This window comes from Pricia antarctica, from assembly GCF_900101815.1.
GTDB lineage: Bacteria > Bacteroidota > Bacteroidia > Flavobacteriales > Flavobacteriaceae > Pricia > Pricia antarctica.
This window is the reverse complement of sequence record NZ_FNAO01000008.1, coordinates 74,258-87,024: the sequence shown is the minus strand read 5'-3', so window position 1 is coordinate 87,024 and position 12,767 is coordinate 74,258. Positions and strand designations below refer to the sequence as shown.

10 protein-coding genes and 1 pseudogene are annotated in these 12,767 nt (G+C 44.9%); 10 read left to right on the top strand and 1 reads right to left on the bottom strand.

Annotated elements, in window-relative coordinates; genetic code table 11:
* The 9 genes and pseudogenes from BLT07_RS21585 to BLT07_RS15805 all read left to right on the top strand — a co-directional run.
* Positions 1–1,099 (top strand): annotated as a pseudogene (locus BLT07_RS21585) (hypothetical protein); the annotation flags it as partial.
* Between the two features lie 23 nt (positions 1,100–1,122).
* Positions 1,123–3,150 carry an Ig-like domain-containing protein gene (locus BLT07_RS15840; RefSeq protein ID WP_245726577.1) on the top strand — a complete coding sequence of 676 codons (2,028 nt, stop codon included), beginning with the start codon at positions 1,123–1,125 and terminating at the stop codon, positions 3,148–3,150.
* 6 nt (positions 3,151–3,156) lie between these two features.
* The gene (locus tag BLT07_RS15835) at positions 3,157–4,128 is read left to right on the top strand and encodes a PorP/SprF family type IX secretion system membrane protein (RefSeq protein WP_091871333.1); all 972 of its coding nucleotides are present in this window, start codon (positions 3,157–3,159) and stop codon (positions 4,126–4,128) included.
* 99 nt (positions 4,129–4,227) lie between these two features.
* Positions 4,228–4,752: an isopentenyl-diphosphate Delta-isomerase gene (gene idi / locus BLT07_RS15830; protein ID WP_091871328.1), complete on the top strand. Its 525-nt coding sequence runs from the start codon at positions 4,228–4,230 to the stop codon at positions 4,750–4,752.
* A gap of 18 nt (positions 4,753–4,770) precedes the next feature.
* Positions 4,771–5,178: a 6-pyruvoyl trahydropterin synthase family protein gene (locus BLT07_RS15825; protein WP_091871324.1), complete on the top strand. Its 408-nt coding sequence runs from the start codon at positions 4,771–4,773 to the stop codon at positions 5,176–5,178.
* A gap of 2 nt (positions 5,179–5,180) precedes the next feature.
* Complete coding sequence (locus BLT07_RS15820; RefSeq protein ID WP_091871320.1) at positions 5,181–5,633, top strand: peroxiredoxin; 453 nt, start codon at positions 5,181–5,183, stop codon at positions 5,631–5,633.
* Between the two features lie 115 nt (positions 5,634–5,748).
* Positions 5,749–6,711: a type I phosphomannose isomerase catalytic subunit gene (locus tag BLT07_RS15815; protein WP_091871315.1), complete on the top strand. Its 963-nt coding sequence runs from the start codon at positions 5,749–5,751 to the stop codon at positions 6,709–6,711.
* Between the two features lie 117 nt (positions 6,712–6,828).
* Entirely contained in the window at positions 6,829–7,098 is a 270-nt protein-coding gene (locus BLT07_RS15810; protein ID WP_091871311.1) for a hypothetical protein, read from the top strand.
* 306 nt (positions 7,099–7,404) lie between these two features.
* The gene (locus tag BLT07_RS15805; RefSeq protein WP_091871308.1) at positions 7,405–9,135 is read left to right on the top strand and encodes a SulP family inorganic anion transporter; all 1,731 of its coding nucleotides are present in this window, start codon (positions 7,405–7,407) and stop codon (positions 9,133–9,135) included.
* Positions 9,136–9,644: 509 nt separating this feature from the next.
* Here BLT07_RS15805 and BLT07_RS15800 read toward each other — a convergent pair.
* Positions 9,645–11,042 (bottom strand): exonuclease domain-containing protein, encoded by a 1,398-nt coding sequence (locus BLT07_RS15800; protein ID WP_091871304.1) that lies wholly within the window; start codon positions 11,040–11,042, stop codon positions 9,645–9,647.
* Positions 11,043–11,166: 124 nt separating this feature from the next.
* On the opposite strand from BLT07_RS15800, the gene BLT07_RS15795 reads away from it, so the two are divergent.
* Positions 11,167–12,759 carry a sulfatase family protein gene (locus BLT07_RS15795; RefSeq protein WP_091871301.1) on the top strand — a complete coding sequence of 531 codons (1,593 nt, stop codon included), beginning with the start codon at positions 11,167–11,169 and terminating at the stop codon, positions 12,757–12,759.
* Positions 12,760–12,767: the final 8 nt, after the last annotated feature.

Sequence of the window (12,767 nt, the reverse complement as noted above, 5' to 3'; positions counted from 1 at the left end):
TGACGGAGCAACGGGTCCACAAGGTCCACAGGGCAATGCAGGTCCACAGGGTCCCTCAGGATTAGACGGCGCGGACGGGGCGACAGGCCCACAAGGCCCCACGGGAGCAAACGGATTGGATGGAATTGACGGAGCAACGGGTCCACAAGGTCCACAGGGCAATGCAGGTCCACAGGGTCCCTCAGGATTAGACGGCGCGGACGGGGCGACAGGCCCACAAGGCCCCACGGGAGCAAACGGATTGGATGGAATTGACGGAGCAACGGGTCCACAAGGTCCACAGGGCAATGCAGGTCCACAGGGTCCCGCAGGATTAGACGGTGCTGACGGAGCGACAGGTCCACAGGGAAATGCAGGACCCCAGGGTCCCGCAGGATTAGACGGTTTGGACGGCGCGACCGGTCCACAGGGCCCCGCAGGTGCAACAGGCCCTGCAGGTAACCCTGCAACCGACGATCAAGATCTTTCTTTGAGCGGCGATATCTTAAGCATAACAGGAGACCCCACGCCTACACCGACTATCGATCTTTCAGTGTATCGAGACAACACCAACTTAGCCACAGACAACCTGACCCAAGACGCCGAGACCCGTACCTATAGTATGAACGGTCAAGATCTTGGCTTTACAAATGGCTCTTTTGGAATTGGTACCAATACACCCGATGCCCGATTAGATGTTGAGGGCGGTGCGGTGCGCTTTACCGATTACGCAGCAGCTACGACGCCGTACAAAAACTCATCTGCGGATTATCTTTTGGCAACAGATGCAGATGGTGATGTGGTACAGGTGAATTCAGTTAAATCGTCAAGGATTTTCTACCCACCTTCCATAGCGGTGGATGCTTCCACAAACGGAACGTTTTCAATTGATCTGTATGCGCAATACATCGCTCAATTCGGTTCGCCTGTAGTAAGTAGTGGTGGAGCGATTCCAACGTATAACGCCATTGAATTGGACTATCATATAACCTATGCGGATCCTACCGTTTTTAATACTGGAACAATGTCAATTACGCCTGCAGGAGTTCTGAACTATACAATCATTGGTCAACCTACCGATTATAACGCCCTCATCAATGTAGTCTTTGTAGTCAAGTAAACCAAAAACGACCCCAAATCGATTTGAAATCCATTCCTACATATAAAAAGCTCGTCCTCAGTTTGGTTTTTACCTTGCTGGGGCTAGCGGTATCAAACGCACAGTATCTGCTGCAGGCGCCGCCGGATACTGCCGGGGAGACCCGAACGAATTTCCGTTGGTACGAGGCTTCCGATAGGGGCACGGTCTTAAGTACGAATTCCTTTTATGAGGCAACGGATAGGGGTGTCTATTTTGCTACTTATGACGGAACATCGTGTGGACAGAACGCCACCGGATATTTTATCCTGACCCACTGCAATTCACCTGATAATGAAGTAACCTTGGATATCTCTGCGAATACGGTTCCGCCGGGCGCGACTTTAAGTTGGAGTCCCGCCGTAAGCGGAAACCAAAATAGTCCCACGGTAATCGCAACACCGTCCGTGGTACGATATACGGCCACAATTACCAAGGCGGGCAACAGCAAAAGCCTTCCGAATTTTACGGTGGTGTGTATGGACGATTCCGCCACACTGGTCAACGATTTGGTCAGCGTGAACGAAGATGAATCGGTCATTGTGGATATTTATGCGAACGATTCCAATATGCCTACCTCGGGCTCGCTGACCATTTCCGATACGCCGGAAAATGGAACCGTAGACATCGACGTTAACGGCACCCCCAACAATCCGACCGATGATATCATTACCTATACTCCGAATGCCAAATACATCGGTACCGATGCTTTCGATTATACAGTCTGTAATGCATCCGGAGAATGTAGTACGGCGACAGTTACGGTCGAGGTGCTTCCTATTGTAGACGCTATCGACGACCTTGTGGCAATCGATCAAAATACTTCTTTTGATATCGATATTTTGGCGAACGACCTTAATATCCCTTCCATCGGAACTTTGACGACCACAAAACCATCCAAAGGTAATATCCTAATTAAAAATGGCGGTACCCCTAATAATCCTTCCGATAACAGCATAATATACACGCCGGATAACGGATTCTTGGGCAAGGATTCGTTTACCTATGCCCTTTGCGACGATGCCGGAAATTGTGATACCGCAACCGTTACAATTATGGTGAATTCTGCTGGGGTAGACCTTGACAGCGACGACGACGGTATTGTGGATAGTTTTGAAGATCTCAACTTGGATGTCGACAACGATCCATCTACCAATCCAACGGACACCGATGGCGATGGCATTCCCGATTATTTGGATATCGATAGCGATAACGACGGTATTCCCGATAATGTCGAGGCGCAGTCCACATTCGACCACATCGCACCGAGAGGGGAGGACACGAATACCAACGGCCTTGACGATGCCTACGAAGAAAATGGACTCACGGGAATCATTCCCGAGGATACCGATGGCGACGGCATACCGGATTATGTGGACGAAGACAGTGATAACGATACTGTTCCTGACCGTATCGAAGGCCATGACCACGATCATGATGGTATTGCCGATGTTACCCTGATAGGTTCCGATACGGATAACGATGGTTTGGATGATGCCTACGAAGTGGACAGAACCATAGACCGCAATGGTAACGACGAGATGGATAATCAAGGTGATATTCGGCCCGATACCGACAGTGATGATATACCCGATTACAGGGATACCGATGACGATGGCGACGGAATACCCACAATAGATGAGGATGCCAATAATGATGGTAGCTATGCCAATGATGACAGTAATGGCAACGGCATCCCCGATTATTTGGAGCCGAACGTAATGGAAGACGAAATCGAGGTTTTCAATGTCATAACGCCCAACGGTGATGGCATACACGATGTACTGACGATCAAAGGCTTGGAAAATTATCCCGATAACTCCATCAACATTTACAACCGATGGGGCGTACTGGTCTACGGAACGCAGGCCTACAATACCCAGGGCAATGTGTTTATCGGTACATCCGAAGGAAGAGTTACGGTAGACACCGACCGACAACTGCCTGTAGGTACGTATTTCTATATTTTGGAATACAAGAACAATCTTGGCGAGACCAAAACGCTCTCGGGTTACCTATACATTAATAGATAGCAAAAAATGAATTTTCTAAATCATAGCAAACGCTATTACCAATATCTGCTTGCCATTTTGGCGGTGCATCTTTTTTCGTCGGGGGAAGGACTTTTTGCCCAACAAGATGCCCAGTACACGCAATACATGTACAACATGCCGAGCATAAATCCCAGTTATGCGGGGTCTAAGGAGAGTTTGAGCGTAACGGCACTCTACCGCTCGCAATGGGCCGGCCTTGAAGGGGCACCGAAGACCCAGACACTGAGCTTGCATTCGCCGATCGGCTATAGGGGGGTAGGCCTCGGATTCGGTATTCTTAACGAACAGATCGGCCCGACCTCTGAAACGTATTTCGACCTTGATTTTTCATACACCATTTTCACCTCCAGGGAGGGCCGTCTCAGTTTTGGGCTAAAAGGAAGTGCACATCTTTTGGACATCCAGTACTCCAAACTCAATCAGGATTTCAGTAATCCAAACGGTCCAGATCCTCTTTTACAACAGGATATCGAGAACAAGTTTTCTCCCAATATCGGAGCTGGGGTGTATTACCATAACGGCAAATTTTATGTGGGGGCTTCCGTTCCCAGAATTCTGGAAACTACCCATTTTAAGAGTTCGAATATCTCTACGGCAAAAGAACGAATGAACCTGTACTTCACCACGGGATATGTCTTTGAAATGAACCGAGACCTGAAGTTCAAGCCTACCCTTTTGACAAAGGTGGTGCGAGGCGCTCCCTTACAAATTGACTTATCCGCCAATTTTATGTTCAACGAAAAGTTTATAGTAGGTGCCGCTTATAGGTGGAGTGCTGCTGTAAGCGGTATGTTAGGCTTCTATGTCGATGATGGCTTTCTGTTGGGCCTTGCCTATGATAAGGAAACCACCGACCTAGGGGGTACCTCTTTCAACGCTGGATCTTTTGAAGTTCTGTTACGTTATGATTTTAAAAAAGGCAAACGTGGACGGATTCAGTCCCCACGGTTTTTTTAGATAAACGGCTGAACGGTCGCCTCCATTACAAAACTGATTACCAACTATTTTTACAAATTCCTTAGTACTCTGTCGGCAGAAACACCTTATTTTTGCAGTATGAAGGAAGAAAATGTAATTCTCGTCGATGAAAACGACAAGCAGATAGGTACCATGCCGAAAATGGAAGCGCATGAAAAGGCATTGTTACATCGGGCCTTTTCGGTATTTATCATGAACGATAAAGGCGAGACCATGCTACAACAGCGTGCGGCCGATAAATACCATTCCCCTTTATTATGGACAAACACCTGCTGTAGTCATCAACGGGTCGGTGAATCGAATATAGATGCCGGGAAACGAAGGCTTCAGGAAGAGATGGGCTTTGTTGCAGAACTCGACGAGCTGATTTCGTTCATTTATAAAGCTCCTTTTGATAACGGCCTAACCGAACATGAATACGACCATGTCATGATCGGTAGTTATGACGGGCCGCCGAAATTAAATCCTGATGAAGTGGCGGACTGGAAATGGATGAAACCTGAAGCGGTACGGATGGATATTGATCGGCATCCTGAGAGGTATACCGCGTGGTTCAAGATTATCTTTGAAAAATTCTATGATCATATTTCGAAAAATTTCTAGGTTAAAGTCCCGATATCAATGAAAGTAAAAGTCAGTAGAAAAGCCCATTTCAATGCCGCCCACCGTCTCTATCGAAAAGATTGGAGCGATGAAAAGAACGATGCAGTTTTCGGAAAATGCAACAATCCCAATTTTCATGGGCACAACTACGAACTGATTGTTAGCGTATATGGTGAGATAGACCCTGAAACTGGTTTTGTAATGGATATGAAGGTGCTAAAGGATTTGATCAAGGAAAAAATCGAAGATGCCCTTGACCATAAAAACCTGAACGTAGAAGTGCCGGAGTTCAAGGATTTGAACCCCACCGCTGAGAATATATCCGTGGTCATTTGGAACAATTTACGGCCGTATATAGAAGAAAGGCATGAACTCGAAGTTCAGCTTTATGAGACTCCGCGTAATTTTGTAACCTTTAACGGCTGATTATGGGACTGAAAGTTGGTGATAAGATTTCTGATTTTACCTTAAAAGATCAACACGGGGAAACATTCTCAAGCGAAGATCTAAGGAAAAAAAAACCCTTGGTAATCTTTTTTTATCCCAAGGACAATACCTCAGAATGCACAAAACAGGCCTGTAGTTTTCGTGATAATTATGAGGATTTTATGGAACTCGGGGCGGAGGTAGTCGGCATTAGTGCCGACTCTGAAAAAAGCCATACTAGATTTGCGGACAAGTATCAATTTCCTTTCAAGTTATTATCCGATACCGATAATAAAGTAAGGGAATCGTTTAAAGTGAAAAAGAGCCTTCTGGTGGTGCCGGGAAGGGAGACTTATGTTGTCGACACAACGGGCAGGGTAAGAATGGTGTTCAATAGTATGAACGCAAACGGTCATATGAAGCGGGCGATGAACGCATTGAAAGAAATGGCTTGAAAGGAACGGTTTGAATTTCGTGGTTTATTGTTTTCCCGCCTTTGTTTTGCAACTTTTTTCAAATTCCTAGATTTTTGCATTTGACCCTTGACCTTTAATTTTCTATTTTAAAAAGATGTACCCATTAAAATTTTATCCTATTCTAAAAGAACGCCTTTGGGGCGGTACAAAATTGAAGGAAGTTTTGCATAAACCTATCGAGAGTGAGATCACCGGTGAAAGCTGGGAACTTTCGGGGGTAAAAGGTGATATTTCAATTGTTTCCAATGGAGCGCTTTCGGGTACTTCTTTGCAACAATTGATCGATGATCGGGCCGCAGAACTCTTGGGCAAAAGTGTGGTAGCACGATTTGGGAAAGATTTCCCCATCCTTATAAAGTTTATCGATGCCAAACAGGATCTATCCGTTCAATTGCATCCCAACGACAAACTGGCAAAAGAACGCCATAACTCCTTCGGAAAAACGGAGATGTGGTATGTGATGGATGCGGACGACGGCGCCAATCTTATTGTAGGTTTTAATCGCGACGTATCGAAAGAAGAGTATACGGAAAGCCTTAAAAACGATACCCTTTTGGATCTGCTGAACTATGAAAAAGTAGGAAGGGGAGATACTTTTTTTATCAATACGGGAAAAGTCCATGCCATCGGCGCAGGGGTACTTTTGGCCGAAATACAGCAGACTTCGGATGTTACCTATCGAATTTTCGATTTTAACCGTAAGGATAAAAAGGGTAACCTGCGCGAACTGCATACTGAGCAGGCTTTAGATGCCATAGATTATAAAAAGAAAGATGATTTCAAAGTGAATTATGGTTCCAATCCGAACATCGTTAATCCGATGGTGGATTGTCCCTATTTCAAGACCGACTATCTGCACCTGACCGAAAATTGGAATCTTGACCTATCGAAAAGGGATTCGTTTACCATTCTTATGTGCGTAAGTGGTTCGGCCCGCATTGCTAATGAAAATGGTACTGCGGATATCAAAAATGGGGAAACGGTCTTGGTGCCGGCAGTTTCCAGATCCCTATCGATTACAACGGATAACGTTGAACTTTTGGAGGTGACGATTTGATGGATTTGTAGACCTTACGCGTCTTTTAGACCATAGGTTTCAGTTCATCTTACCGCGGAAGAAACCCTGTAGGTCGGTATCATTAAAAAGCCTATTTTTGCAAAAAATTATTTAACAATGGCAAGTATACGAGAATTAAAGAAAGACATCAATAACGTAATGGGCGATATTATCGAAGCCGTCTATATTACGGATGCGGCGAATAATAAACAGGATTCCAAAGAAGGGGCCGCGGTCATCGATGAAGCCATCGCTACTTTTGACGGATTGATCGCCGAAGTAAACAAAAAGGATGTCGACAATAGAAGCAAACATCTAAAAGGTGTTCGCCAAGAACTGGAAAAAAAAGCCGAGGGGCTTGTTGAAAAGGTGAACAAATTAGGTTAAGAAATTCCTTTTAATAGTTCAAAAATCCCGTTTTACGGGATTTTTTGGGTTCAAGATGTATCGTTTCCTTACTCTCGAACCTGCCTATAGTCAGGTTTGAACAGTTACGAAGTCGCAGTTGAACTTTCAACCTTAATCCTACAATACATTCTGAACCGCTAAACCTAATAAACTGCTTAACTTCTGGAATTTTAATTAGACCTTAAACTTGACCTTGAACTTGGTTTTGAAATTGAGTTTGAACTTGGATTCGAACTTGAGTTTGAACTTGTATTTGAATTCCAACTTTCCATTATCTTTGTCATAATGCGACGATTCCTTCCATTTCTGCAATGGTTGCCGACCTACAAGAAAAGGTGGTTCGCCAAAGATATGGTAGCCGGTCTGACCGTCGGCATCTTGCTGGTGCCGCAGGGCATGGCCTATGCCATGATTGCGGGTATGCCTCCTGTTTATGGCCTTTATGCTTCCCTCGTACCCATTTTGATCTATGCTTTTCTTGGAACTTCCCGACAGTTGGCCGTAGGGCCGGTGGCCATGGATTCGTTGTTGGTCGCTGCCGGACTAGGCACTTTGGCCCTGACAGGAGTGGAAAGTTACATTGCCATGGCACTTTTACTCGCTTTTATGGTCGGTGTTATTCAATTTACCCTAGGTTTGTTTCGCATGGGTTTCTTGGCCAATTTTTTGTCGAAACCCGTAATTAGTGGTTTTACTTCCGCGGCCGCATTGATTATTATCTTCAGCCAATTAAAGCACTTTTTCGGTGTAAACATTCCCCAGACCAACCAGTTTCATAAATCGGTGATCAACGTCGTACTTGCCGTACCTGAGACTAATGGCTACGCGCTTCTGATCGGTTTGATGGGCATTGTGATAATAGTTTTGTTAAGACGGTGGAACGATAAGATACCCTCTATTTTAACGGTGGTCGTAGCCGGCATTATGGCCGTCTATTTTTTTAGATTGGAGAGTTATGGAGTGCATATCGTCGGTAATGTGCCGGATGGATTACCCTCCTTTTCACTTCCTGAATTTAGCTGGCCAAAGATAAGGGGACTTTTTTCGATAGCGGTTACCATTGCTTTGATCGGGTATACCGAGGCCATAGGCATCGGCAAGGCCCTAGAGGAAAAGAACGATAAAGAGACCATTGATGCCAACAAGGAATTATTGGCCTTGGGAATGGCCAATATGTTAGGTTCGTTTTTTCAATCGTATCTCGCTTCGGCCAGTTTTTCAAGGTCGGCCATCAATACTACTTCCGGTGCCAAAACCCCGGTAGCGTCCTTGGTTAGCATGCTGCTTGTGGCGCTGACACTATTGTTCTTTACCCATTTGTTCTATTACCTGCCTAATGCGGCCTTGGCCAGTATTATAATGGTGTCGGTAGTGCAACTTATCGACGTTACCTATCCTAAAATGTTGTGGAAATACCGTAAAGACGAGTTCGTCATGCTTCTGGCTACCTTTTTGATTACCTTGTCCATAGGTCTCCCCGAAGGTATTTTGTTGGGTGTGCTACTTTCTTTGCTGTTGATGGTATATCGATCATCGAAACCCCATTTTGCGGTACTGGGTAAGATCAAAGGCTCGGAATACTACAAGAATGTGGACCGATTCGGAGGTGATATCGAGTACAGGCCCGACCTGCTAGTGCTCCGTTTCGATTCCCAATTGTATTTTGGAAATAAGGATTATTTTAAAAAACAGCTCTTTCGCTATATCGATGCCAAGGGGGCTGGTTTGAAGGGTATCGTGCTCAATGCGGAGCCCATCAACTACATCGATTCTACCGCGGTAGAAATGTTGGCCAATGCCATCCGGGAAATCCATGAACGCGGTATCAGATTCTATATCGCCAGTGCCATAGGACCAACGCGGGATATTATTTTTAACAGCCGCATTATAGACGAACTGCCCAGCGAGCATCTTTTCGGTCGAACCAAAGAGGCCGTAGACTTTTTCGACAATCCCGATTCCCTTGCCAAGGTAGGGGATCGGGTAGCCCATGAAAGTCGTACTATCGGGGAATAATGGGATGTCCGATCAATACTGGGATGCCTCCGAGCAAGAGGGATAACAACTTTATATCCAATCCCAAAATGCTAATTCAGCCTCTTTTTATTACCAATAATTCAGGTAGATTAATATTTTTTTACGAATAGTGAAAATGTTAAAAATATAACAATTACTTCCCGGAAAAATAGAATAATTTAACTATCTTTAACAAGAATTTCATTACGTGATTTTGATATTAATTTTTGTAGGATTTTTTTAGTTCGGATTATGCGAGAAAAGATCACGATATGCCCATTTCACCTTTTTGGTTAGCTAAAAATGATGCCCAATGTCCAACGGTTTTATTCCCAAAAATCGCTTGAACTCGATTACTGAAGATTATGGATTTTTTATGGATATATTCGGGTGTGGTCGCCGCCATTTTGATGGTATGGCTCTTCTTTGTAATTCGTATGTTCAAGGAATTGAAAAAATAGAATGGCTTTTATTTCCAGTACCACATTGCACTTAATCTCGTCGATATTCTAAAACCGATTTTCTTCCAACTGCCTTTCATCCAGTGTCCTGATTTTTTTAGTTGGATTTCTATTGAGGTATGATTTGATAATGCTCTCGGTCTCCACCGTATTTTTTTGTGGAATCACGAATGCTTCTAAATCTGCGAAGGAATTCAGGACTGCTTCCTTTTCTATAAATCCGTAGCCTGAATACACGTTGTTACGCACCAGAACAAAGGTTTCTTCGTCGATATGTCTTCCTTTTTCCTTGATAATAAAATCCTCTTTTTCCGAACCCATACATTCGATGGCTAAAGTGACTTTTGCATTGTACTCCGAAACAGGTTCCGAGTCCCTACAGATTCCTTCGCAACTTTCAATCCTAAAATGGGAACAGGTCTTGACATTTTCCTGCAAATGACAATATTTGGGGCAGAGTCCGAACCTGCTGCAGATTTGTTCTAGATACAAACGGCAATCCGTCGGATTGTAAAAGGTGACCAAAGCATTGGGCGCCATTTTAAGTTTGTTGAAGGCTAAGTGTACTATGCCGCTGCGATCTTCGTAAGCGAAAACACCATAGGGCTGTATCCTCTTTTTCTGCGCTCGATTGTAGGCGGGGTAGTGATGTTTGATGGCCGCGGATTCCATTAATAACGCCATAAGGTCGTTGCCGGAAAGCTCGAAAGCTATATCCGCCGTTTCCGCACAAAGACGGACTTCCTTCGTCGATTTGTCATAAAAATGGCCGAGCACCCGTTTTTTTAGATTGAGGGCCTTGCCAATATAGATGATTTTTCCCTTGGCATCCTTAAAATAGTAGACGCCCGGGGTTGCCGGTATTTTTTCAAAAGCTTCCCTAGGAAGGCTCGCAGGCAATGTCGATTCCTGAGACCTTGCGTTCAAAAACATTTTGAATACTTTATCGGCACCCTCCGTCCGTAATAACTTGCCGAAGAGTAAGGTAGTGGCGTGGGCATCACCTCGGGCCCGGTGCCGGTCGGTCAACGGAATGCCCAAAGCGGAACAGAGTTTTCCCAAACTGTAGGAATGGTAACCGGGTATCAATTTCCGGGACAAGCGTACCGTACAAAGCTTTTTTCGGATGAAATCACGACCGATATTCCGAAGCTCGTTTTTAATAATATTGTAATCGAAATTTACACTATGTGCGACAAAAATCGTTCCCTCTGTGATTTTTAGGATAGAATCCGCAATGGCATCGATAGTCGGCGCATTGCGCACCGTGTCGTTATCGATTCCTGTCAATCGAGTGATAAAATACGGAATCTCACATTCCGGATTCACTAATGAAGTGAACTCGTCAACGATGTCGTGACCATCATATTTAAAAATGGAAATCTCCGTAATCTTATTTCCCTTGATACTGTTTCCAGTGGTTTCTATGTCTACGATGCAATACAAACAATATGTTTTTGAAGCGGAACAAAGGTACGGGAATTCTGAAGGATGATAAACACGATTCAGGTTTACGGGATACAAAAAGGATTATGTATTTTTAGCAAACGACTTAAACACATTTTCCGTAATGCTGAAATCTCGAATTTCGCCACTGCTGTTTCTTCTGTTGCTCGGGATTTCCATTTCCTGTAAAGACGAAAAGACAAAGGTTGAGACTAAAGAAAGGCTCCCCAACATCATCTATATCTTAGCGGATGATTTAGGCTACGGGGATATCCGTGCCTTTAATCCCGATGGAAAAATAGCGACCCCCCATATCGATAGTTTGGCGATGCAAGGTATGAAATTTACGGATGCCCATAGCCCCTCTTCGGTCTGTAGTCCCACGCGATACGGCATTCTTACGGGAAGGTATGCATGGCGCAGCCAACTGAAAAGTGGCGTTTTGACGGGAAAATCACCAGCCCTGATACCGGAGACGCGCAGTACGGTTGCTTCCTTATTAAAATCTAAAGGTTACCGCACTGCTTTTATCGGCAAATGGCATTTGGGTTGGGACTGGGCGGTAAAGGACAGTACCGAATTTGGTGGTGAGGGCTGGAATGCGCAGGATTTCGATAATCTCGATTTCAGTGCACCGGTCAAGCATACGCCTAATGATTTGGGATTTGATTATGCCTATGGCCACTCTGGTTCTTTGGATATGGCACCTTATGTCTACGTTGAGAACGGTAAAGTTACCGCTGAAGTGGACAACATCACCGAAAACACAGGAAAATATACCTGGTGGCGGAAAGGCCCCACCGCTTCCGATTTTGTACATGAGGATGTCACGCCTAATTTCTTTCGAAAATCCATCGATTATATAGCCGATGCTGTTCAACAGGAGGCCCCGTTTTTTCTATATCTCGCTTTGCCCTCGCCGCATACGCCCATTTTACCCACCAAAGCATGGCAGGGAAAAAGCGGAATCAATCCATATGCGGATTTTATAATGATGATCGACGATTATGTGGGGCAAGTGATCAAGGCGGTCGAAGTCCAAGACATAACGGAAAATACGATGATTATTTTTACCAGCGACAATGGCTGCTCCCCGCAGGCCGATTTTGAAGTGCTGGCGGAAAAGGGACACTACCCAAGTTCTATCTATCGTGGTCACAAGGCCGATATTTACGAGGGCGGACACCGAATTCCGTTTATCGTAAAGTGGCCGGGGCAAATTCAAGCGGGCAGTAGTTCCGAAAAAACAATTTGTCAAACGGACCTCATGGCCACTTGCGCCGAGATTGTTGGTGCCGAACTGTCAGACGATGAGGCCGAGGATAGCTTTTCGATAGTGCCACTTTTCTCGGATCCGAACGCAGCGAACTATAAAAGGAAAGCGACCGTACACCATTCCATCAATGGCAGCTTTGCTCTCCGCAAGGATAATTTTAAGTTGGTCTTTTGTCCTGGTTCGGGCGGTTGGAGCGAGCCCAAACCCGATTCGGAAGGTATAAACGATTTGCCTAAATTCCAATTATTCGATTTGGCGGAGGATCCGGGAGAAAACGAGAACCTTCATTTGAAGCATCCTGAAAAAGTGGAAGAACTAAAAATGGTAATGGCATCCTATATCTACGATGGAAGAAGTACTCCGGGTGCGGCACAAGAAAATGCAGACTTGAATTTAAAAGGAGAAAAATGGCGGCAGGTCGAAACTATCCTATCCAAATAAAAACCAAA

Excerpts from the sequence above, each read along its gene's own strand:
- BLT07_RS15810 (WP_091871311.1), top strand. The coding sequence starts at position 6,829 with ATGGCAAGTATACGAGAATTAAAGAAAGACATCAATAACGTAATGGGC.
- BLT07_RS15815 (WP_091871315.1), top strand. The coding sequence starts at position 5,749 with ATGTACCCATTAAAATTTTATCCTATTCTAAAAGAACGCCTTTGGGGC.
- BLT07_RS15795 (WP_091871301.1), top strand. The coding sequence starts at position 11,167 with ATGCTGAAATCTCGAATTTCGCCACTGCTGTTTCTTCTGTTGCTCGGG.
- BLT07_RS15835 (WP_091871333.1), top strand. The coding sequence starts at position 3,157 with ATGAATTTTCTAAATCATAGCAAACGCTATTACCAATATCTGCTTGCC.
- BLT07_RS15825 (WP_091871324.1), top strand. The coding sequence starts at position 4,771 with ATGAAAGTAAAAGTCAGTAGAAAAGCCCATTTCAATGCCGCCCACCGT.
- BLT07_RS15805 (WP_091871308.1), top strand. The coding sequence starts at position 7,405 with ATGCGACGATTCCTTCCATTTCTGCAATGGTTGCCGACCTACAAGAAA.
- BLT07_RS15820 (WP_091871320.1), top strand. The coding sequence starts at position 5,181 with ATGGGACTGAAAGTTGGTGATAAGATTTCTGATTTTACCTTAAAAGAT.
- idi (WP_091871328.1), top strand. The coding sequence starts at position 4,228 with ATGAAGGAAGAAAATGTAATTCTCGTCGATGAAAACGACAAGCAGATA.